At 70.8% G+C, this 21,419-nt stretch carries 19 protein-coding genes; 7 read left to right on the plus strand and 12 right to left on the minus strand.

All coding sequences use genetic code 11. The features are described from left to right. The first annotated feature begins 11 nt into the window (after positions 1–11). Entirely contained in the window at positions 12–1,271 is a 1,260-nt protein-coding gene (locus VHU88_12005; protein HEX3612400.1) for a cytochrome P450, read from the plus strand. Between the two features lie 7 nt (positions 1,272–1,278). Here the strand turns inward: VHU88_12005 and VHU88_12010 are convergent, their stop codons facing one another. Both VHU88_12010 and VHU88_12015 read right to left on the minus strand, forming a co-directional pair. Further along, on the minus strand, positions 1,279–2,409 hold the full coding sequence (locus tag VHU88_12010) for a CaiB/BaiF CoA-transferase family protein (protein HEX3612401.1): 1,131 nt from the start codon (positions 2,407–2,409) through the stop codon (positions 1,279–1,281). Continuing rightward, positions 2,406–3,602 carry a cytochrome P450 gene (locus VHU88_12015; GenBank protein HEX3612402.1) on the minus strand — a complete coding sequence of 399 codons (1,197 nt, stop codon included), beginning with the start codon at positions 3,600–3,602 and terminating at the stop codon, positions 2,406–2,408. The genes VHU88_12010 and VHU88_12015 overlap by 4 nt, the downstream gene beginning before the upstream one ends. Before the next feature lie 66 nt (positions 3,603–3,668). On the opposite strand from VHU88_12015, the gene VHU88_12020 reads away from it, so the two are divergent. The 5 genes from VHU88_12020 to VHU88_12040 all read left to right on the plus strand — a co-directional run bounded on the left by VHU88_12020 (position 3,669) and on the right by VHU88_12040 (position 9,374). Further along, positions 3,669–4,763, plus strand: a complete 1,095-nt coding sequence (locus VHU88_12020) for a homogentisate 1,2-dioxygenase (protein HEX3612403.1) — start codon at positions 3,669–3,671, stop codon at positions 4,761–4,763. Beyond that, the gene (locus VHU88_12025) at positions 4,756–6,348 is read left to right on the plus strand and encodes an NAD(P)/FAD-dependent oxidoreductase (GenBank protein HEX3612404.1); all 1,593 of its coding nucleotides are present in this window, start codon (positions 4,756–4,758) and stop codon (positions 6,346–6,348) included. The genes VHU88_12020 and VHU88_12025 overlap by 8 nt, the downstream gene beginning before the upstream one ends. Continuing rightward, positions 6,345–7,664 (plus strand): NAD(P)-binding protein, encoded by a 1,320-nt coding sequence (locus VHU88_12030; GenBank protein ID HEX3612405.1) that lies wholly within the window; start codon positions 6,345–6,347, stop codon positions 7,662–7,664. The genes VHU88_12025 and VHU88_12030 overlap by 4 nt, the downstream gene beginning before the upstream one ends. Further along, positions 7,661–8,419 carry an SDR family oxidoreductase gene (locus VHU88_12035; GenBank protein HEX3612406.1) on the plus strand — a complete coding sequence of 253 codons (759 nt, stop codon included), beginning with the start codon at positions 7,661–7,663 and terminating at the stop codon, positions 8,417–8,419. The genes VHU88_12030 and VHU88_12035 overlap by 4 nt, the downstream gene beginning before the upstream one ends. 241 nt (positions 8,420–8,660) lie before the next feature. Next, a complete protein-coding gene (locus VHU88_12040) occupies positions 8,661–9,374 on the plus strand; it encodes a hypothetical protein (GenBank protein ID HEX3612407.1) in 714 nt (237 codons plus the stop codon). Here VHU88_12040 and VHU88_12045 read toward each other — a convergent pair. Beyond that, the gene (locus tag VHU88_12045; GenBank protein HEX3612408.1) at positions 9,371–10,594 is read right to left on the minus strand and encodes an oligosaccharide flippase family protein; all 1,224 of its coding nucleotides are present in this window, start codon (positions 10,592–10,594) and stop codon (positions 9,371–9,373) included. The genes VHU88_12040 and VHU88_12045 overlap by 4 nt on opposite strands. A 371-nt stretch (positions 10,595–10,965) precedes the next feature. On the opposite strand from VHU88_12045, the gene VHU88_12050 reads away from it, so the two are divergent. Further along, on the plus strand, positions 10,966–12,714 hold the full coding sequence (locus VHU88_12050; protein ID HEX3612409.1) for a hypothetical protein: 1,749 nt from the start codon (positions 10,966–10,968) through the stop codon (positions 12,712–12,714). A 29-nt stretch (positions 12,715–12,743) separates the two neighbouring features. Here VHU88_12050 and VHU88_12055 read toward each other — a convergent pair whose 3' ends face one another. From VHU88_12055 to VHU88_12095, 9 genes are all read right to left on the minus strand, one after another. Beyond that, positions 12,744–13,172: a hypothetical protein gene (locus VHU88_12055; protein ID HEX3612410.1), complete on the minus strand. Its 429-nt coding sequence runs from the start codon at positions 13,170–13,172 to the stop codon at positions 12,744–12,746. Between the two features lie 12 nt (positions 13,173–13,184). Further along, a complete protein-coding gene (locus tag VHU88_12060) occupies positions 13,185–13,559 on the minus strand; it encodes a hypothetical protein (protein ID HEX3612411.1) in 375 nt (124 codons plus the stop codon). A 20-nt stretch (positions 13,560–13,579) separates the two neighbouring features. Next, on the minus strand, positions 13,580–14,914 hold the full coding sequence (locus VHU88_12065) for a hypothetical protein (GenBank protein ID HEX3612412.1): 1,335 nt from the start codon (positions 14,912–14,914) through the stop codon (positions 13,580–13,582). Beyond that, complete coding sequence (locus VHU88_12070) at positions 14,911–15,666, minus strand: ABC transporter ATP-binding protein (GenBank protein ID HEX3612413.1); 756 nt, start codon at positions 15,664–15,666, stop codon at positions 14,911–14,913. Before VHU88_12070 ends, VHU88_12065 begins: the two co-directional genes overlap by 4 nt. Beyond that, positions 15,663–16,451, minus strand: coding sequence for an ABC transporter ATP-binding protein (locus tag VHU88_12075; GenBank protein HEX3612414.1), 789 nt, complete (start codon positions 16,449–16,451; stop codon positions 15,663–15,665). Before VHU88_12075 ends, VHU88_12070 begins: the two co-directional genes overlap by 4 nt. Continuing rightward, entirely contained in the window at positions 16,448–17,572 is a 1,125-nt protein-coding gene (locus tag VHU88_12080; protein HEX3612415.1) for a branched-chain amino acid ABC transporter permease, read from the minus strand. The genes VHU88_12075 and VHU88_12080 overlap by 4 nt, the downstream gene beginning before the upstream one ends. Further along, the gene (locus VHU88_12085) at positions 17,572–18,450 is read right to left on the minus strand and encodes a branched-chain amino acid ABC transporter permease (protein HEX3612416.1); all 879 of its coding nucleotides are present in this window, start codon (positions 18,448–18,450) and stop codon (positions 17,572–17,574) included. Before VHU88_12085 ends, VHU88_12080 begins: the two co-directional genes overlap by 1 nt. Next, positions 18,447–20,042, minus strand: coding sequence for an ABC transporter substrate-binding protein (locus VHU88_12090; protein HEX3612417.1), 1,596 nt, complete (start codon positions 20,040–20,042; stop codon positions 18,447–18,449). Before VHU88_12090 ends, VHU88_12085 begins: the two co-directional genes overlap by 4 nt. A 109-nt stretch (positions 20,043–20,151) precedes the next feature. After that, positions 20,152–21,417, minus strand: coding sequence for a helix-turn-helix domain-containing protein (locus VHU88_12095; protein HEX3612418.1), 1,266 nt, complete (start codon positions 21,415–21,417; stop codon positions 20,152–20,154). Positions 21,418–21,419 lie beyond the last annotated feature (2 nt).

The following is a 21,419-nucleotide window of genomic DNA, read 5'->3' on the forward strand; positions in this document are numbered from 1 at the left end:
GGCCGCAGGACATGCCAGGATTCGACCACCACAGCGAGCACTTCGCACAGCACTGGCGCGAGACCTATCGCGAGCTGCGCGCGATTTGCCCGGTCGCGCACTCGTCCGCCCACGGTGGCTTTCACGTGATCACCCGTTACGCCGACGTCAAGCGGGTGCTGGGCGACCCGGAGACCTTCGCCTGCGGCCGCGACCTGGAGTTCGACGCCAGTGACGGACAGCGCTATGTGACCGGCGGGGTGACCATCCCGGTCAACCCCGTGCAGATGGGCATGATGGAGACCGACCCGCCGCGCTCGCAGTCCTACCGACGCCCGCTGGCCCCGCTGTTCTCCCCGAAGGCGATCGCCGCCTACGAGCCGCGGTTGGGCGAGATCATCAGTTGGGCGGTGGACCGGGTCATCGGCTCGGGTCGGCTCGACTTCGTCGACGACCTGGCCAACCCCATCCCGGCGATGATCTCGTTGGACTACTTCGGGCTGCCGCTGGAGCGTTGGCACGACTACGCCGTCGCGCTGCACCAGGCCGCGTACCTCCAGAAGGGCTCGGCGCGCGCGGTCCGGGCGCTCGTCGAGGACCTCCGGGGGATCATCGCGGCCCGCCGGGGGACCGTCGGAGAGCGCGATGACGTGGTTGACCGCCTGCTCACCGTGGAGGTGAGCGGTGCGCGGTTGTCCGAGGACGAGGTGGTCAACCAGGTCTTCATGCTGCTCAACGGTGGGATCGACACGTCCACCGCATTGATCGCCGGCATGTTCGGACACCTCGGAGCCCACCCCGACCAGCGGGCTGCCCTGGCGGCCGACCCGGGGCTGATCCCGAACGCGGTCGAGGAGATGCTGCGCTGGTTCACTCCCGGACCGGGGGTCGCGCGCACCGTGCTCGCGCCGGTGGAACTCGGCGGCGTTCTGCTGCGACCCGGCGACCGGGTCCTGCTCGCGCTCGGCTCGGCCAATTACGACGAGGACGTCTTCGGTGAACCCGACGCAGTTGCGCTGGATCGCGAGAATTCCGCCAAGCACCTCGCGTTCGGTTTCGGCGTGCATCGTTGCCTCGGCGCCTTCCTCGCTCCGGCCGAGATGCGGCTGCTGCTCGAGGAGGTGCTGCGCCGGATGCCCGACTACGAGATCGACTTCGAAAGCGTCGTGCACTATCCGACGATCCCGCTGATCAACGGCTACATCGCGATGCCCGCAACGTTCACCCCGGGCCCACGCGTGCTCGACGGCTTCGACGGCCGCCTGCCGATCCGCGCCTCGGTTCCTGCCTGACGATGCGTCAGTCGCCCAGACCGACGGTGCGGTCGGCGGCCAGCGCGGTGATTTCCTCGGCGGAGTAACCGGCTTCGGCCAGCACGACGGCGGTGTCGGCGCCACGTCGGGCCGACGGGCGCACGGCGCCGGGTGTGCGGGACAGCCGGGGCGCGGGTGCCGCGGTGATCCGGCCCTCGTGCATGGTCACGGTGCCCCGCGCGCGCAGGTGCGGATCGTCGAGGAGTTCGTCGAGGTCGAGCACGGGCGTGCCGCAGGCGTCGATGTCGCCGAACACCTTGGTCCAGTGGGCCTGCGGCCGGCTCGCGAAAATCTCGGCCACCCGGTCCCGCAGCGCGGGCCAGGTAGTCGGGTCGAGTTGGGTGTCGAGTGCCACGTCGTCGATCCCGAGCGCGGCCAGGAACGCCGCGTAGAACTTTCCCTCGATCGCACCGACGGCGAAATATGCGTCGTCGGCACAGCGGTAGGAGCCGTAGCACGGGCTGCCGCCGGACAGCAGATGGCGCCCACGGCCGGGCCAGCGGCCGGCGTCCAGCTCGGCCAGCCAAGGGCTGTTGAGCAGCGCGACGCCGTCGGTGATCGCGGCGTCGACGACCTGCCCACGTCCGCTGACAGCCCGCTCGAACAGGGCGGCGACTATCCCGAACGCGGTCATCAGCGAGCCGCCGGCCAGGTCGCCGAGCATGGCGAGCGGCGGGATCGGCTCCGTCGAACCGATCACGCCGAGCGCGCCCGCGACCGCGATGTAGTTGATGTCGTGCCCCGCCCGGTCGGCGTACGGGCCCTCCTGGCCCCACCCGGTCAGGCGGGCGTAGATCAGCCGCGGGTTACGGGCACACAGCTCCTCCGGCCCGAGCCCGCGCCGTTCCAGCGTGCCCGGCCGGTTGCTCTCCAGCAGCACGTCGGCGCGGTCGGCCAACCGCGCGATCACCTCGGCGCCGCGCGGGGCGCGTAGGTCCACGATCACCGACCGTTTGCCCCGGCTCAGGTGCTTCGCCGGGTCGAACTCCACGGTGGTCGGCCGCTCCACCGTGATCACGTCGGCGCCGAAATCGGCCAGCAGCATGGAGCAGAACGGCCCGGGTCCCAACGCGGACAGATCGATCACCCGCACCCCGGAAAGCGGTCCGGCGGTCACCCGTGGTCCACGACGTCGAAGCGCAGGTCGAGGCGCTCCGGACCGTTGGCGATCCCCGGGGACCAGTGCACGTCCTCGGGACCGCCGTCGGCGAAGCGCAGGTTCGTCACGCGCTTGAGCAGTTCGTCGAAAGCGATCGCGAGCTGGATCCGGCCCAGATGCACGCCGAGACAACGATGGACGCCGAGCCCGAACGCGGCGTTCCCGGACCGCGGGGGGTCGAACACCAGCCGGTCGGGGTCGGGGAACTTCTCCTCGTCGCGGTTGGCCGAGTCGAATCGGACCAGCACCTGTTCGCCGGCCTTGAGCGCCACCCCGGCCAATTCGGTGTCGCGCATGACCCGCCTGCCCAGGCAGCCGACGGGGGACTCCATGCGCAGGAACTCGTCCATGTCGTTGCGGATCCACCGCGGATCACGCACGCGAGACTCGAGTTCGGGCTGCCGCGCGAGGTGATAGGCGATCGCGCCGACGGCGCCCCGGGTGGTGTCCAACCCGCCGAGGAACAGCACGGTCACGACCCCGACGCGCTCGTCGTCGGTCAGCGGTCGCCCGCCGAGCACCGTGCCGGTGGTGATTGCGGTGAGCACGTCCTCCCGGTCCACCGGGTTGTCCTCGCGGTCCGCGATGTACTCCCCGGCCAACAGGGCGAGGTTGAAGTACGACTCGTCGTTGCCCTCGATCGCCACCGTGGTCACGGTGTCGATCGCCCGCCGCATCCGCTCCGGGTCGCGCTCGTCGAAGACGATCGTGGCCAGCGAGGCACCGGCGAACGGGGCGGCGAACTCGTTGATCAACTCGACCCTGCCGCGTTCGGCCCAGGCGTCGATCAACGCCGCCGCGCTGCGGCGCATCTGCGGCTCGAACTTCAGCAGGAACGTGCGGGAGAACAGCGGATTCAGCAGCTTGCGTAGGTCCGAGTGGTACGGCGGGTCGACGTCGAGGGGATTGAGCGCCACCGGCGCCGGCTTGGGTGCTACTCCGGTGGAGGAGAAGGTGTCGGTGTCCTGCAGCACCGCGCGCACGTCGGAGTAGCGGGTGACCAGGTACTGCCCACCGCCGTCGGCATCGGTGTGCGCCACCGGGCATTTCCCGCGGGCGTAGCGGAACAGTTCCCACTTGGCGCGCTCATGCGTGGGGTCCCACATGTTGTAGCCGGCCAGTGCTTCAGCCGGATCGGATGCGGTCGTCACAGCCCTACTGTAGCCATAACCAAACGCTGATAGGCGAGTGTCCGATTCGGTGCTAGCGTCCCCGCCATGCGGACGCTCATCCAGTTCAGCAAGGGCCGCACCAGTCGGCAGGCGCACCGCGACCTGCCCGGTCCGGCGCCGGACGGTTCACCGCTCAAGGACGACGAACTGACCCGACAGGGCTTCGACGGCCGGGAGGCGGTGCTGTACCGGTCCAACGACCCGACGGTGTTCCGCGCCGAAGGTCGCTTCCGGTCCACCGCGGCGTTGCTGGCGGACCTCGAGCCGAGTGACCTGACCGACGTACGCGGCACCGCACAGCGGCTGTACTACAACTCCGACGTCACCATCTGGCTCTCCCGGCGGGCCGCACCGATGCCGTTCCACCGTCGCAACGTCGACGGCGACGAGTGTTGGTTCGTGCACCGTGGCGCCGGCACGGTGCACACCGAGTTCGGCCCGATCGTCTACGAGCAGGGCGATTACGTGGTCATCCCCAAGGCGATCACGCATCGGTGGGTACCCGACGGATCCGAGAGTTTCCTGTTCGGCATCGAGACCGTCGGTGAGTTGCGCGCCCCGAACTACGTGGGCCTGGGTCGGCATGCCCCGTTCGACCCGGACGTGATCCGAGTGCCGGATCCGACGCCGATGGCCTCCGATGCGCCCGAGTACGAGGTCCGGGTCAAGTACGACAACGAGTCCTCGGCGATCTTCCAGGACCACCACCCCTGCGACGTCGAGGGTTGGAAGGGCGACTACTTCCCGTTCGCGTTCAACATCCGCGACTGGAACGTGATCATGTCCGACAGCCTGCACCTGCCGCCGTCGATGCACGTGTTCCTGGTCGCCGAGGGCGTGAACATCATCAACCTGCTGCCGCGCCCGTTCGAGACACGGGCCGGCGTCGAACGGATCCCGTGGTTCCACCGCAACGCCGACTACGACGAGGTCGCCCTGATCCACGGCGGCAACTCGCTCGGGCGCCCGCTCAAACCGGGGTTGGTCAGCCACGACCCGCAGGGCATCCATCACGGCTTCCCGGACCGAGCGCGGGTGAAGGCCCGGCGCGAGTGGGACGACCACGCCCGCATCGAGTGGGAGATCATCATGGTGGAGGCGGCGCGCCCGTTGCGGCTCGACCCGGTCCTTCATGGCTGAGCGCGCCGACGTCATCGTCATCGGCGCGGGCCACAACGGCCTGGTCGCCGCGGGCTACCTGGCCCGCTCCGGACTCGACGTACTCGTGCTGGAGGCGAACGACTGGATCGGTGGCTGCACGACCAGCACGGCCCTGCTGCCGGCCGCGCCCGAGCATCGGATGAGCCCGTGCGCGGACGACGTGATCGCGCTGCGCGACACCACTGTCGGTGTCGACCTGGAGTTGGCTCGGTTCGGTTACCGCGAGGTGGAGATCGACCCGCCCTACCTTGCGTTGGCGCCTGACGGAGCGTCACTTGCATTGCACCGGCACGCGGAGCGGACTGCGGCGGAGATCCGGCACTTCGCGCCCCAGGACGCCGCCGCGTATCTGCGCCTGATCGAGGACCTGAGGCCGGCCTGCGACGCCGCGATGACACTGATGGCGACCAACCCGGTCCGACCCGATCCGCGGGCGGTGGCCGGCGCCGTCCGCGCACTGCTGCGCCGACCCCGTGCCCTCCCGGAGGTGGTGGGACTCACCCGGACGTCGGCGGCCGATGCGATCCGCGAGCGGTTCACCCACCCCCTGGTGCAGGCGATGCTCGCGAACCTCGCCAGCTACGGCTGCCCGATCACCTGGGACCGGTCCGGGGTCAACCTGATGATCGTCCCGATGATCATGCGCGCCGGGATGGCCCGGCCCACCGGCGGCATGGGCACCCTGCCCGCGGCGCTGGAACGCAGTTTCACCGCTTCGGGCGGGCGGATCCGGACCGCTGCCCGGGTGGAGGAGTTCCTGATGTCCGCCGGCCGGGTGATCGGAGTCCGGCTGCACTCCGGCGAGGAAATCCGCGCGGCGACGGTGCTGGCCGCGACCGAGCCGTGGCGGGTGCTCAATCAGTTCCTGCCCCCCGGAACACTGCCGGCGAAGCTGGCGGCGCGGGCTGCCGACATCCCCACCCGTAGCGCGGGGTGCGCCCACTTCAAGATCGAGGTCGCGTTCCGCGGCCGGCTGACGTTGCCCGCACACCAGAAGGCCCGCCGTGACGACCTGGACGTGCGGATCCCGACGCACATGGTCGGGACCATCGAGGAGATCTGCGCCGCGATCGACGACGCCGGCGCCGGGCGACTGCCGGACCCGCTGCCGTTCGCGAGCATGGTGAAGAGCGCCGCGGACCCCGCGGTGGCGCCCACCGGCCAGGAGTTGCTCGGGCTGTGGTCGGGTTGGGTGCCGTTGCACCCGGAGGAGAGTTGGGACTCGTTGAAGGCGACGGCGGAGAAGTCGCTGATTGCGCAGGCCCAGCACTACTACGCCGGCTTCGAGGAGTTGGAGATAGGCCGCTGGGTCGAGTCCCCACCGGAGATGACCGCCCGCACCAACGTCCCGGACGGGAACGTCTACCACGTGGACCTGACCCCATCGCGGATGGGACCGCTGCGCCCGGCGCGCGGCTTCGCCGGTTACCGGACACCGGTGCCGGGTCTTTATCTCAGCGGCGGTGGGACGCACCCCGGCCCGTCCGTCTCGGGCCTGCCCGGACAGCAGGCCGCCCGGACCCTGTTGCGCGACCTGCGTCGCAAGCGGATGCCGAACCGGTGAACGCCCCTGCGCTCGAGCGCTTCGACGCAGTGGTGATCGGGGCAGGGGCGGGCGGGATGGCCGCCGCCGCCCGGCTGCAAGCCACCGGCTACCGGACGCTGCTCGTCGAGAGCCGAGACCGGGTCGGTGGTCGGGCATCCACGATCGAGATCGACGGCTTCCGGGTGAACACCGGAGCCCTGGTGACCGAGGTCGGTGGGGAGAACGGCCGGCTGTTCGCCGACCTCGGCGTCGACCCCGGCCTGCGGATCCCGCGCCGCCCGTTGGTGCTTCGGGTCGGGCGGCGCGACGTCCCGCTGATGAGCGGCCCGAACGGCGCGGCGGTGCGCGGTCTGCTCGCCGCGGTCGGCGCAGTCAGCCGGCGGACCGGTCGTCGTCCCGGCCGCGGTCCGACGGTCGCGGACTGGCTGGACGCGCGCCGGGCCCGTCCGGCGGTGCGCAGCCTGGTCCGCAACCTGACCGCCGCCCTCTACGCCGCGGAGCCCGCGGACATCGAACTCGCACTGTTGTTCGACTACGCCACCCGCCCCGGCGGCCTGCAGACCTACGCCATGCACCCGGAGGGCGCCATCGGGCCGTGGTCGGCCGTGGCCCGCGACTTCGAGCGGCGCGGTGGGACGCTGTGGTTGGACAGCGCCGTCGTCGCGTTGAGCGTCGGCGCCGACGGTCTGGTCGACGGAGCCCGGATCCGCCGCGATGGGCAGGAGATCGCCGTGGCGGTGCGGATCGCGGTGAGCAACGCGGGGCCGGTGGCCACCGCGGCCCTGTGTCCGGGCAGCGCTCTGCCGTCGACCTACTCGGCCGAGCTGAAGACGTGGTCCCGACCGGGGAGTCTGATCACGATCAACTTCGCCGGCCGAACCCGGCTCGGGCCGTTGACGGGGCTGGCTTTCTTCGCCACCACGCGTCGGTTGGCCTACGCCGCGCTGCTCACCGACACCTGTCCGGAGCTGGCCCCACCGGGTTGGCACCTGTATCTGGGCGCGTGTGCTCCGCACCCCGCCGCCGGCGACTTCGACCTGGACGTCGAACTGGAGTTGCTGCGGGCAGATCTGCGCGAGCAGTTCCCGGGCTACGACAACGCGCGCGAGCTTTCGGTCGCGGTGTGCGCGGGGGAGGACTGGCCGGCACAGCGAGCCATCGCCGGCCACGACCTGCAGCGGACGACGCCGATCGCGAACCTCTGGAACGTCGGGGACGGCGTCCGCGAGCGGACCGGCGCCGGGCAGAGCGGCTGCGTCGAAACGGCCCGCCTCGTCGTCGACCAGATCCGCCGGCACTGTGCGCCGTCACTCCACGAGGGGAACCCGACGTGACGGTCGCTCTGGTCACCGGCGCCGGCAGAGGTATCGGGGAAGCCTGCGCGCTGCGGTTCGCACGGGACGGTCACGACCTGGTGCTGGCCGCCCGCTCGGCGCCGAGCCTGGCGCAGGTCGCCGAGAAGGCGCGAGCCCTCGGCGCGCGTACCCTCGCGGTGCCCACCGACGTGAGCGATCTGGCGGCCCTCGACGCGCTGGTTTCCGCTGCCGCCACGGAGTTCGGCCGCGTCGACGTGCTGGTCAACAACGCGGGCATGCTGCCCACCGCGGCCCGCGTCGAACACGTGACGGCGGAGGTGTTCCGCGCCGCCCTGGACGTCAACCTGATCGCCCCTTGGTACCTGGCAGCCCGGGTCCGCGACGTGATGGTGTCCACCGGCGACGGTGGTGTGGTGCTGAACATGACCAGCACTGCGGCCATCTATCCATCGGTCGGCTTCGCCGTTTACAACTCGAGCAAGGCCGCGCTGAGCATGCTGACCAGGACGATGGCGTTGGAGTGGGCCCGGGACGGGATCCGGGTCATCGGGGTCGCGCCCGGCAAGGTGGACACCGAGATGGTGGCCCCGATCCTCGAGTACAGCGCGAAGCGCGGCGTCCGACTCAACCCGATGAACCGCTCGGGGCAACCGGAGGAGGTCGCGGAACTGGTTTCCTTCCTGGTCAGCGATCGCGCCGCGTTCATCACCGGCAGCATCGTCACCATCGACGGTGGGGAGGTCGTGAGTACCGGGGCCGACGGAGCACGCTGATCCCGCCGGTATCCACAACTCCGGATTGTCCACAGGCACACGGATTCGGTCGTGCGCGCGCGTCCGAATCGAGAGGGTTTCCCGAGGGCCGCAGCGGTCCGGTGTCTCGGGGGGAACTGTGAGTGGACGACGTAGGACGCGGACCGGCCGTCGAACAATCGCCGGGCCGCAGCGGAGTTGGAGCCCACGGCAGCGGGAACTGATCCGCAGGCTTTCGCGGGATGCGCTGGCCCGGCACGGCGTGGCGGCGGCGGTCCGGCGCGACCATCTGGCCACCGCGGACGGCCGGGTGTTCGGCCTGATGAACCTCGAATCGGTCTGTGACGGCTACTGCGAGGAGCAATGGCCGGAGGTGGTCGATGCCCACTTCGCGGCGCTTCTCGAAGCGTTCCCGGGCGCGCCACCCGAGCTCGGGCCGGACCAGATCCGGGACGGCGTGCATGCCCGATTGGTGCTCGCCGACCCGCACAGCCCTGCGGTCGATTACGCCTATGCCCGGCGGCTGGGCACAGATCTGATCGGGTTGCTGGCCCACGTGACGGGGTCGATGGTGCGTTGGTTGACCGACGAGGAGGTCGCCCTGGTCGGGGCCGACGAACTCTGGTCGCTGGGGCTCGGCCGGGTGGACCGTATCCGGCCGCAGGACTGCGAACTGATCGACACCCGGGCCGGCGCGTTCTGCACCCTGCGCGGGCGATCCGGCTTCATCGCCAGCAAGGCGCTCGTCCTGGCCGAGACCGTGGGCCTGCTCCTGGGACCGGACTTCGACCCGGATGAGGGCCTGCTGGTCGGCGTCCCGACCCGGCACGAACTGGCATTCATGCCGACCTGGGCGACCGCTGCGGGGCGGGACGCCTTCAGTACCTACACCGCCCAGGAGTTCGCCAACGGCGTCGCGCCGCTGTCTCCCCACGTCTACCGCTGGGGCGACGGTCAGTTCGACCGGTTGGCTTAGCTGCTTGGGTGGGCCGCAACCGGCGCGGTGACCGGGAGGGACTCCTTCGGCAGCACGTTCCAGAAGGCGGCCAACAGCGCGGCATCGGTGATCAGGAAGGGCACCGCGGCACCGCGGACCCCCATCGACGGCACCAGAGCGAGATTCGCGATCACGTTGCCGACGAGGCCGACGACGGTGAGCCGCGCGACCCGTGCGCGGTCGCAGAGCAGGGCGATCGGGGTGATCGCGCCGAGCGCCGCGCCGGGCAGTCCGGCCACCATCAGGATTGCGACGGCGGTCCGCGCGGAGGCGTAGTGGTTGCCGAATGCGCTTCGCAGCAAGAAGTCCGAGCTGAACGCCACGGTGATCGCGATCGGGGCCGCAACGGCGGTCGCCCGCAACGCCAGCCGCCTGGCGACGGGTCGGGCCTGCGCGGCCAGATCGGAGCCGACGGCGGCCACCGCCGCTGAGGCGATCGCCATGGCGGGCAGCAGGACGGTGTCGTAGAACTTGTAGGCGGCCACGTAGACGGCCACCGACTTGCTGCCCTTCATGAGGGCCAGCAACCAGATGTCGACCCGCTCGTAGGCGGACCCGATGATTCCGGCCGCGGCCAACGGCAGGGTGGCCCGCAACCGCAGTTCGGCCCGCTGCAGGGGATCCGGCTCGTCGGTCATCGTCAACCGCCGGCCGGCGATGCCGGGCAGGAGCAGCGAGGACACCACGTCGACCAGGACGAAGGCGGCGATCACCCCGGAGGGTTTCCAGCCGGCCGCGAGGGTGGCGATGCCGACGGCGAGCAGCGCCAGCTTGGAGACCACGTTGTAGACGGCCTCGACCACGCCGATCGCGCGGCCCCGCAGCAGCGCGAGGAACGACCCACCCAGCGGGCTGATCACCACCGAGACCGAGTACAGCCCGGCCATCCACCAGCGATCGGCGGGCGCGGAGTTCAGCCAGAGCCCGACCAGGACGACGCCGGAGATCAGCCCGGACACCATGCGGACGCCGATCGCCCGGCGCACCGCGCCGGAATCGAGGGACTCGTGGTCGAGGGCGATCTTGGACAACGCCAACGGGATGCCCAGGTCGGTGCCGATGCTGACCAGCGAGCCCAGCGAGAGAACGAGCGTCACCTCGCCGAACTGAGCCACGCTCAGTTGTCTGGCCACCACCGCCAACCACAGCGTGGTGAGCAGGCCGCCGACCGCTCGGGCAACCCCGAGCTGAGTACTCATCCGGCCGGCGCCGGGTGGCCGATGCGGCTGGTGATGCCAACGCGCACCGAGGCCCAGGTCCACGGCAGGATCATGGCAGGTCAACCAGCGGATCGGCCGTCGAGCCGGGACGAAGTGAGATCCGCCGGCCGAGGTTGCCGGCAATGGCCGTCCGTCTGACGGTTCGTCAGCACTTCGGCGCGGCCGGGACGCGCCCGCGAGGCCATGATGTCCCAAATTTCACCCTGAACACATTTAGCATCATCTGTAACAGCGAGACATGCCCTAGGGGGGTCGCGGTGAGGTCCTCGACTACACGGCCGGCAGTGCAGCCCGACCGACTTCCGGGGCAACGCGCTGCCCCGGAACCCGCGCCCGCGCCGCGGCGATCGGTGCCGGACCGACTGCTCACGACGCTGCTGCGGATCGTGGACGGTGACCGGGTCTCCCGCCGGCGGATCGCCAGGCAGGGCCTGGTCCTGGGGGCATTTCTCGGGGCAGGCGTTCTCTCGCTGCTCCCGGTGCTGCGCGCGACCGGGTGGCCGGGCAACCACGAGGACGGGGCGATCTTCGCGCGGACGGCGATCTATGCCCAGCACCTGCGGCATCTCGACTTCCTGCCGGTCTGGTCGGACAGCGACGCCTACGGGATGGGCACGCCGATGCCGGCCGGGTACCACAACCTGTTCTTCTGGGTGGCCGGCGGACTTTCGTTGGTCGGCTGGACATTGAAGGCCGCCGTCGTCACGACCTTGCTGGCCGTCCTGCTGGTGGGCATGTACGGGATGCGGCGCTGCCTGTTGCGCCTCGGCGTGCCGTCGCTGCTCGCATCGGTCGGCGGGATCGCCCTGGCCGTCGCCCCCTACACGTTCACCGACTGGTACACCCGCGGCGACCTCGCCGAGTTCACCGGGATGATGCTGGTCCCGTGGATCCTGTGCTGGTCCGTGGACGTGGTCGCAGGCAACAAGGTCTCGTTCTGGATCGTCCCGTTGATCCTCGTCACGTTCCTGGCGGACGATCTGGTCGCGTACCTCGGGCTGGTCCTCACCGCCGGCGCATTCCTGGCGGCCCTGCTGACCAACCCGGGTCGGCGGCGACTGGTCCGCCGCTACGGGTCGGCGATGGTGGCCTGCGGCGTCGCGATCGCGCCGTTCATGCTGCTGAAGCGCGCCTTCGACGGCGACTACGACATCAACGGGGTCGTCCCGACCGGACTGGCGCCGCCCTACGGCCTGCACCCGTTGCGCGAGTACTTCCTACCCGGCAACTTCGACTGGGCCGACCCGGATCCGCTGAGCATGACCGTCACGGTGGGCCTGGCGCTGTGGGTCGGGCTGGCCGTCGTTCTGGTGTGGCGAGCCGGTCAGCGGCTGAGTCCCGAGCCGGGCATCACGGTGCAGGCGTTCCTGCGGCGCCCGGAGGTGCTCCTGGCCGGCGTCGTCGTGGTCGGGATGGCGGTGCAGGTCCCGGCGATCGCCGGGGCTCACCGGTTGCCCCTGGTTCATCACATCGCACCCGTGTGGCGGCTGGAGGCGTTCATCACCCCGGCGTTGATCGCGCTGGTCGTCTCGATGGGTTGGCGGTGCGTGAGCAACCGCCCGTCGGCCGCGCTGCTCGGCGCGAGCGGTGCGGCGTTGATGGTGCTCGGCCTGGTGGTGAGCTCGCCGGTCACCGACAGCAAGCCCGGCACCGTGGACCTCGGGGCGTACACCCCGGCGCGCATCCAGTCGGCCGGGTCCGGTCTGGGCAACTTGCTGTTGGCGAACGGTGGGTACCTGCCGGTCGTGCACGCGGGTGCGGCGCGCGAGTCGACCGCGACGGTCTACAACACCTATGAGCAGTTGGCCTCGAACAACGGCGGGTTGACGGTGTTGCGCGGCCCGTGTCAGGTGGAGGTGGAGGCCCGTACGTTCGAGGCCTCGGTGCGCACCTTCCAGGTCAACTGCACCGGCCCCGGCACGGTTGCGTTGCCGATCAGCTTCAACAGTTTCTCCACGGTCCGCTGGGCCGGCCGGAGCGTCCCGTACCACCGGATCGACCGCGACCCGCGGATGATCGTCGAGCTCTCGAGGGGCACCGGCCGGTTGACCGTGGAACTGCCCACGGTGTGGCGGGTGCTGCGGGGTTCGATGCCCTGACGGGAGGGCCTTGCGGGCGAGGTGCTCGTTCAGCGGTTCGCGATCAGCAGGTCGGTGCGGCCGCGGCTGATGAGCACACGGCGGTAGAGCCGGCACAACAGGTCGGTCTGTGGTCCGAGGGCTGCCAGCACCGGGACGATCGCACCGGACACCCGCACCTCACCCTGGGCGATTGCCAGGGTGAGGTTCAGGTCGTCCTGCAGGTAGCGGTTGAGGTCGGCGCTGCCGATCTCGATGCGGGCTGTGGCGGTTGCGGCGAGGTCGGACTCCACCCGCCGCAACGGCAGATCCAGTGCCAGTGTGCGGTCCAGGTCGGCGAAGTCGATCGCGAGCACCACCCCGGTGGCGGCCAGTCGGTCCCCGCCGCCGGATTCCTCGAAGGCACGGGCGAACAGGTCCTCCACCAGGGCGGGCACGTCGACGAGGGCGGACGACGCCGCGAATGCAGGCGGGCTCATGACCGGCGTCGGTCAGTGCACGGCCGGTGCGCGGTTGAGCGCATCCAGGTGTGCCGGCGCGGTCGGGTTGATCTCGACGTCCACCGTCGCATTGGCCAGGAAGGCACGCAATTCGTTCATGGTCGACTCCTTCCACTCCTCGAGCGTCTCGGTGACCTGCGCGCCCCGACGAGACTGTTCGCGCATCTGCTGACGGATCATCGTGATGCCACCCAGCGCGATCAGCGCCAGGCCGATCACCGCGCCGGAAGCCAGATAGGGCATCTGCAGGACGATGTCGTCCTCGCGCTGGATGCCGCGGTAGCCGATCGTCACTGCGATCAGGCCGGCCGTGATGAATCCGGCGGTCATCACCTTGAGGGCGATGTCATTCAGTCGTTCGTTCATCGGGGACTCCTGAGGGACAGTCAGACGGGGCGCTTGCGGATGAGGAGGAACAGGCCGAGCAGGGTGCCGAGTGCCGCGAGCAGCAATCGGCGGTAGCTGGAACGCAACTTGATGGGCAACGGATCTGCCACCCGGGAGGGCAGGAGCAACTCGGGGTCGCCGGCGGTCGGAAGTGCCGCGACGGTCGGCGCGGTCTCGGCGGTCCGCAGACCGCTCGGCTCGACGCCTGCGGTCGGGGCGGTCGCCGCTACGGCAGCGGTGAGTCGACCGACCGCCCCGGTGTCGACCGGGGCGATGCCTGCGGGCGTGCTGCTGCCCGGCACGGTGCTCGCCGGAAGGGTCAGCACCGCACGGGCCCGGGAAGTGGCCGCGGCGGCCACGCTGGCGACCGTGACCGTCTGGTCCGAGCCGATGTCGCTGGGCCGCGGGATCGCATCGGGCGCGCGGTAGCGGAAGGCGAACGCAGCGCCGGAGACCGCGGCACCGGAGTCGTCCACCTTCTCCTGCCGCGGGATCGGGCTGATGGTCAGCCCGTTCGCGGCCAGCGACTGCATGGCTGCGGTGAACGCGGCGATCGCCGACGCGGGCAACGCCACGCTCTTGTCGATGCTCAACCCGTGCTCGTCGAGCACGACGGGGACCCCGGCGAGCTGCGCGCCGAGGATGTGCGTGCTCAACTGCGTCACCGGCTTCTTGCCGATCGGAATGGTCACATCGGCAACGCTTTCGGCCGCGGCGATCGTCAGTTGCGCGCCGGGCGAACCGAGCGCGATGTCGTGCACCGTGGTGGTGGCGGTGGCCACCACCGTGCCGTCCGGCTGGACCTGGCTCCGGCTCGCGGAGGTCGAGGCGCCGGAGGAGTAGAACTGGCTCGACACCGAGTGCCCCGCCGCGCCGGCGGTGGCCGAGGGCACCTCGGTGGCCGCGGCGTCCAGGGTGAAGTTGCGTGCCTCACCGGTGTCCGGGCTGCCGCTGCGTCCGCCGGCGAACTCCGCGGTGGCCGGGGCTTTTGCCTGCGGTGGCTGCTGCGCGCGGATCACGGTTGGGACGTCGGTGATGGTGCCGGGCGGCGCGGAGCTGACGATGAACAGATCGCCGAGGTCGCCCGCGGTGAAACCGGCTGCCACCGCGCGGGCCTTGCCGAGGTCCACCGAGGTGGCGGAGTCCAGCAGTCCGCCGGATGTCGTCGCCGGGACCCGGCTCACCACGCCGTACGGGGTGGCCGCGGCCGCCGCGCTGAACACGGCGAGACTGTCCGGCGCGGCCGCCCGCGCGGTGCCGCCGTGAGCCACCAAACCGAGCAGGATGAGCAAGCCGGCGCCGGCCGCGGCGGTCTTGGTCGGATGGACGTTCACAGGTATGCCTCCTCAACCGCGCCGACCCGCACGGCCGCCGCGGGGGTCCCGCTGAATGCGACGTGACCCTTCTTCAGGACGTAGATGCGGTCGGCGATCTCCAGGGCGCGGTGCACGAATTGCTCGATCAGCAGGATGGAAAGTCCGGCCCGGTTCAGCTCCACGAGGCCGGCGATGATCTCGTCGACCACCAGGGGCGAGAGCCCGAGCGACAGTTCGTCGATCAGCAGCAGTTGCGGATCGCTCATCAGAGCCCGGGAGATCGCCAGCATCTGCTGCTCGCCACCGGACAGCGAGCCGGCCGCCTGTCGTTGTCGTTCGGAAAGCCGGGGGAACAGGGCGTAGGCCTGCTCCAGTCGTTGGTCGACGAGCCGGTTCTGCCGGCGTACGTTCCAGGCGCCCAGGCGTAGGTTCTCCCGCACGCTCATCTCGGGGAAAACCCGCCGACCCTCCGGCACGTGGGCCAGACCGGCGCGGACCGCCGCTCCCGGCCCGCGCCCGTCGATACGTCGGCCGCTCACACTGACCGTGCCGCCGAGCGGGCGCAGCACACCGGTCAGCCCACGCAGCGTGGAGGTCTTTCCCGCCCCGTTCGGCCCGAGCAGGGCGACGATCTCGCCCTTGGCGATCTGCAGGGACAGGGCTCGCACGGCGACGACCGAACCGTAGGCGACGGTGAGGTTTCGCGCGGCCAGCAGGCTGGGGCCGGCTGCCGTGGCGCGGTTGTCGAGGACCGTGGTGGGACTGGTCATGCCGGCACCTCCGTTCGTGCGTCGGTGGCCGTGCTGCCCAGGTACGCGGCACGGACCTCTGGATTGGCGCGGATCTGCGCGGGCCGCCCGGTGGCCAGCAACTTGCCGAAGTTGAGGACGTAGACGCGGTCGCAGATGCCCAGCACCATGGCCACGTCGTGCTCGATGATCAGCACGGACATCCCGCGTTCCCGACTGATCCGTTTCAGCACGCTGCCGAAGTACTCCGACTCGCGGCTGTCCATGCCGGCCGCGGGTTCGTCGACGAGCAGCACCTCGGGATCCAGGACGATGGCCCGGGCCACCTCGACCATCCGCTGAGTGCCGTAGGGCAGATCGCCGACGGGTGCCTCGAGCACTGCGGTGAGCCCGCACTGCTCGGCGATGGCTCGCGCCGCCCGGCGGGCGGAGCGCTCGGCGCCGTACGCCAGGCCGAGGGCGCCCCGCACCGCACCGGCGCCGTAGTTGCGGTGCCGGCCCAGCAGCAGGTTCTCCTCCACCGACAGGTGCCGGAAGAGTTGCGCCTGCTGGAAGGTGCGGGCGATGCCCAGGCGCGCCCGTTCGCTGGCGGGCAGGGTCGAGACGTCCCGACCGTTCAGCGTGATCTGACCACTCGTCAGTTTCACTGCCCCGGTGAGGCAGTTGAACGTGGTGGTCTTGCCGGCGCCGTTGGGCCCGATCAGGCCGATGATCTCGCCCGGGCCGACCTCCAGGTCGACGCCGTCGCAGGCCACCAGACCGGCGTAGCGCTTGGTGATCCCGGCGGCGATCAGATGTCCGCTCATGACGTGACCTCCGGCACGGTCCGCAGACTCAGCCGCAGGCGGACCGGAACGCTCGTCGGGGTGGACAGCCGCACGTGGACCGCGGCCGGAAGAGCGGCCTCCTCGAGCCCGACGTCCTCGGGCAGGAAGGAGCCGTAGCGGACGGGTTCTCCGCGCACCGCGTCGGTGAGCGTCCGCTTGGCGGTACGCAGCGCGCCGACCAGACCGTCCTGCCCGGAGAGCAGGACCAGTAGCAGCACGACGCTGGTGGCGAGGTAGAGCCGGACGTCGAACTGGTTGACCAGTGGCTGCCCGGTGGCCAGGAACACCCCGCCGAACACCGCGCCCAGCAGCGCCTCGGCGCCGCCCAGCACGGGCATCGCCAGGTAGAACAGCGATTGCAGCACGCCGAACTGATCGGCGCCGGGGGTGGCGCGGAAGAGCATGCCGTAGAAGAGTCCGGCGATCGTGGCCAGTGCCGCCGAGGTGGCGAAGACCCCGATCTTGAACGGGGCCACCCGGACCGCCATGGCCGCGGCGGCCTGCTCCGAGTCGCGGATCGCGAACAGCACCCGGCCGACGTCGGTGCGCCGGATGTTCCAGGCCAGCAGCAGCGCCACGACGAGCACCGCGAGGACCGCGTAGTACAGGCCGCGATCGGTGCTGGTGGAGATGCCGGCCAGCGACGGGCGGGGTACTTGCACGGCGGCGGTGCCCCGCAACTGGGGGCGGGTGAAGAAGAACCGCTGGCAGGCCAGGCCGAATGCGAGGGTGGCGATGGTGAGATACACACCGCGCAACCGCAGCGAGGGCACACCCAGTACCAGGCTGATGCCGGCGCCGACGATCCCGACGATGGGCACGGCCAGGATCAGGGGCACGCCGTGGTTGAGCAGTCTCGCGCCGATGTAGCAGCCGAAACCGAGGAAAGCCGCGTGGCCCAGGGAGATCTGTCCGGTCCAGCCGACGAGGATGACCAGCGAGAGCCCGACCAGCGCGTAGATCGCCGACAGGGCGCCGTAGAAGTGCGCGGTTCCGGTGGTGAACATCGGCCACAGCAGTGCCGCGGTGAGCAGCAGCAGCGTGCCGGCAGCGGGCAGGGCCCGGGCGGAGGTCGCGGCGCGGTTGCGGGTGCCGGCCATCAGAACTCCGCCACCACGTCGAGTTGCGGCTTTCCGGCCCGCACCACGAGAACCGCCAGCAGGGCGAGGAACACCAGCAGTTCTCCGATACCGGCCGTGTTCACGTAGCCCTGGCTGAAGCTGAAGATCAACCCGACGGCCAGGCCGCCGGCACCTGCCAATGGCAGGCTGTTGAACCCGCCCAGGGCCGCCGCGACCAGGCTGGAGATGAGCACGAAGGTGAGGCTGATCTGGTCCAGGCTGTTCAGATGGATGTACATCAGGCCGGCCAGGGCCGCGGACGCGCCGCCGATGGCCCAGGTGAACGTGATGATCGAGTTCACCGGTAGGCCCACGATGCGCGCGGCGCCGGGGTCCTGCGCGATGGCGGTCACCCCGGATCCCAGCCAGGTGCGGGCCAGCAGCAGGTACAGCCCGCCGACCAGCAGCAGGACCAGGCCCGCGGTAGCGATCTGATGCACCGTCAGGCCGGTGTTTCCGACGCGGATGACCCGGTCGGAGAACACCGAGGCGATGACCGGGGTGTCCGGGCCCCACACCTGCACGGTCAACTCGGAGAGCAGCAGCAGTACACCGGTGGTCACAGTCAGGGTGGCCAGCGCGCCCCGGCTGCGCACCGGACGGACCAGGTATCGTTCCGTGCTCGCGCCGAGGGCGGCGCCGGTGGCGATCGCGCCGATGGTGGCCACCGCCACCGGTAGGCCGAGATCGGCCATCAGCAGGTAGTGGAAGACGAAGGCCGAGAGCACGCCGATGGATCCGGCGGCGAGGTTGATGACCCGGCTGACCCGATAGGTGATCACCACTCCGAGCGCCACCAGGGCGTAGATGGTGCCGTTGGCCAGACCGGTGACCAGGTAACCGAAGAACCGGCTCATGTCTGCTCACCCCGGCGGCCGTACTGCCGGCGCTGCCACTGCGCGGTGGTGGCCAGCGCCGGCGCTGTCGCTGCTGCCGCCGCGGCCGGCGTCGTGCCGGCGGCGGTGATCGCACCCTTGTCGGTGAACCGGCCGGAGACGACCTTCCAGGCGAGGCTGTCGTCGGCCTGCAGCATGATTCCGCTCGGCGGGGTGCCGCGGAGGTTCGCGAAGTTCAGCGTGATGCCCAGCCCGGTGTCGAAGGCATGCATCGCGCGCAGCGCGGTCAGGAACGAATCCCGGGTGAGGTTCGGGCCGGCCGCGCGCAGCGCCGCGACGATCGCTTCCGCGCCGACGTAGGCGGCCTGCTCGTAGAAGTGATGGAAGGTCTGCGGGAAGTAGTACTCGGTGATCTGCCGGTAGCGCTTCACCCCGGGCAGGTCGGAGTTGTAGAAGTCCCACTGGCTGTAGCCGTACATGCCCTTGGCGTTGGCGCCCGACGCCTTCGGCACGTCGTCGGCGGCCACGAACCCGCCGACGAAGGTCGGCTTCCAGCCCACCCGTTGGGCGGCCTGCACGAACTTGACCGTGTTCACCGGGTCGTTGCAGAACACCACGGTGTCGGCGCCCGCGTTGCGCAGGTTGGCCACCTGGCTGTCCAAGCTGGTCTCGATCGTGCCGTTGGCTGCGGTAGAGACCACCTGGGCGCCCGCGGCGGCCGCGGCGGCCTGCGCCTCCTTCGTGCACCGCGGACCGGCGACGTCGTTCAGCAGCGAGATGCCGATCTTCTTGGAACCCAGCTTCGTCGTTGCGTAACGGGTGATCAACTGGCCGACCGAGTCACCGGGCGGCTGGGTGGGGAACATCCAAGGGCTGGCGAACTCCTCGGAGTACAGCCCGGAGGAACCGACCCAGGGCAGCTTCAGCCGCGCCAAGGTGGCGGGCACGATGTCGAGGTTGAAGTCCAGCGACGGGCCCATGATGAAGACCTTGTCCTGATCGGCCATGCGGCTCAGACAACCTGACGTGCCGTCAGCTGTGCCCGCGGTGTCGCAGGTGACGTAGGAGATCTTTCGCCCGCAGATGCCGCCGGCGTCGTTGATGTAGTTGAAGTAGGCCCGCGGCGCGTTCTCGGCCACCTGGCCGTACTTGTCCAGGAAGCCGCCGTTGAAGAAGGTGCCGCCGATCTTGATGGTGGTCGCGGTGACGCCGGTGGCCGTGCCGCCACCGTTGCCCGCGGCCGGGACGGCCGCACCATTGGCACCGCAGGCCGCCACTGCTGCCGTGGCCGCAGGCGCGCCGCCGGCGGCTGCCGCCGCGGTCGCTTTCCTCGGCGCCGCAGCGGTTCTCGGGCCGGTCGGTGCGCCGGCTGCCGGCGTGGCGGCAGTGGCCCCGGTGTCCGCGCGCGGTGCGGTGGCCGGGGCGTCGGCGGGGGCCGGCAGCCCGGCCGCCGGGGCGAGTGCGGCTGCCGCGGCGCCGTGCCCGCCGGCCGCCGCCTCGGCGGCGTGCCGGGCGGCGACGGCCTGCTTGACCTCCTCGGTCGCGCCGCACGCGCTGAGCAGCGTGCCGAGCGCCACGACGGCGGTGGCACGAATGAGTTTGGGGCGAACCATGGACGCACTCCGATGTCGGGGGCGGGAGGGATTGCGTCAACTTAGGAGGAGCGGACCCGCGATTCCCCGGTCGCGACCACAAAGGTCGGCCGATCTTTCGGCGCTTCGGTCAGTCGGTGGCGCCGGTGGGGCGCAGCACCGCGGGGCCGAGGACGTGGCAGGCCGCCAGGGCCACCTCGACGTCGCTGCGCTCCTCGCGGAACGGTCGACCACGCAACTGCTCGGCCTTCTGCACCCGGTACTGCACGGTGTTCTTGTGCGTCGCGAGCAACTCGCCGGCAGCCGTGTGGCTGGAGCCCATCGCGAGGAACACTCGGGCGGTCTCCCGCAGCCGCGCCGCGTTCTCGTCGTCGTCCGCCAGCGGCCCGAGCGTGTCGGACACCCAGGTCCGCGCCGCGTCCAGGTCCTCGCAGAGGAGCGCGACCACCCCCACTTCGGCGAACGAGACGGCCCGGGCGGCGTGTGCTCCCGCGGCCAGCGACACCCGGCGGGTTTGCTGCGCCTGTCGGTGACTGCGACGGAAGCCGCCCAGACCGAGGCCGGGGTTGCCCAGCGTGACCCGCGTCGCCTCTCCGCCGGCCTCCAGCAGCGCGGCCCCGACCGCGGCGGCGGTCATGTCCTCGGGGACGGTGAACCAAGCGCGACCCACCGCCTCGTCGGCGGGCAGGAACAGGTGCGCCGTGCCCAGCGCCGTGGCGGCGGCGGTCACCAGTCGCTCCAGGCGTACCGGCTCCTCCCCGCGGTCCACCAGCCGACCCTCGAGCCAGACGAAGGCTGCCACGTGGATGCCCGCCAGGCGATAGCCCAGGCGGGTCTCGGCGCCGCGGACCTCCTCGAGCGTGCCCTCCAGCAGGGCGGTGATCCGCCCGGCCCGTACGGTCCAGTGATGGCGCGCCCAGGCCTCCCGTTCGGCCTCGTAGGCACTGACCACCCGCTCCGAGACGTGGTCCACATAGCCGTGCGACACCCGGATCATCGTGATGCCGGCGGCCGAGGTGACGGCGGGATCCGCGCCCGCGGCGGCGATCTCGGCGAGCATGTGCTCGACGAACGCGGCCAGTCCGAGCCGGTAGGCGCGCAGCAGGGCGGACACCGGCACCCCACGTTGGGCCAGGCGGCGGGCGTATTCGATAGCGGCCGGCGGTGCCTCCAGCGTGCGCGCGTCGATCCCGTGCTCGAGTGCGTGCAGCACGGCCACGACGTTCTCGTCCGTGCTGGCCGCCAACAGCCCGAGCAGCTGGTCGTCGTGCTGCAGCGGGGAGATCTCGGCCGCGAACTGGGTCACCATGGCCGCGGTGACCTCGTCGCGCCGAGGGGTCGCCCGCCGGGCGGTGGCTGCCACCAACTCGGTCGAGATCGGGACGGAGGTGTCCACCA

It is taken from the genome of Sporichthyaceae bacterium, from assembly GCA_036269075.1.
Lineage (GTDB): Bacteria > Actinomycetota > Actinomycetes > Sporichthyales > Sporichthyaceae > DASQPJ01.

Bases quoted from the DNA above. Each gene is read 5' to 3' on its own strand.
- VHU88_12060 (HEX3612411.1), bottom strand. From the start codon at position 13,559: ATGAACGAACGACTGAATGACATCGCCCTCAAGGTGATGACCGCCGGA.
- VHU88_12080 (HEX3612415.1), bottom strand. From the start codon at position 17,572: ATGGCCGGCACCCGCAACCGCGCCGCGACCTCCGCCCGGGCCCTGCCC.
- VHU88_12075 (HEX3612414.1), bottom strand. From the start codon at position 16,451: ATGAGCGGACATCTGATCGCCGCCGGGATCACCAAGCGCTACGCCGGT.
- VHU88_12055 (HEX3612410.1), bottom strand. From the start codon at position 13,172: ATGAGCCCGCCTGCATTCGCGGCGTCGTCCGCCCTCGTCGACGTGCCC.
- VHU88_12085 (HEX3612416.1), bottom strand. From the start codon at position 18,450: ATGAGCCGGTTCTTCGGTTACCTGGTCACCGGTCTGGCCAACGGCACC.
- VHU88_12070 (HEX3612413.1), bottom strand. From the start codon at position 15,666: ATGACCAGTCCCACCACGGTCCTCGACAACCGCGCCACGGCAGCCGGC.
- VHU88_12020 (HEX3612403.1), top strand. From the start codon at position 3,669: ATGCGGACGCTCATCCAGTTCAGCAAGGGCCGCACCAGTCGGCAGGCG.
- VHU88_12005 (HEX3612400.1), top strand. From the start codon at position 12: ATGCCAGGATTCGACCACCACAGCGAGCACTTCGCACAGCACTGGCGC.
- VHU88_12045 (HEX3612408.1), bottom strand. From the start codon at position 10,594: ATGAGTACTCAGCTCGGGGTTGCCCGAGCGGTCGGCGGCCTGCTCACC.
- VHU88_12025 (HEX3612404.1), top strand. From the start codon at position 4,756: ATGGCTGAGCGCGCCGACGTCATCGTCATCGGCGCGGGCCACAACGGC.
- VHU88_12090 (HEX3612417.1), bottom strand. From the start codon at position 20,042: ATGGTTCGCCCCAAACTCATTCGTGCCACCGCCGTCGTGGCGCTCGGC.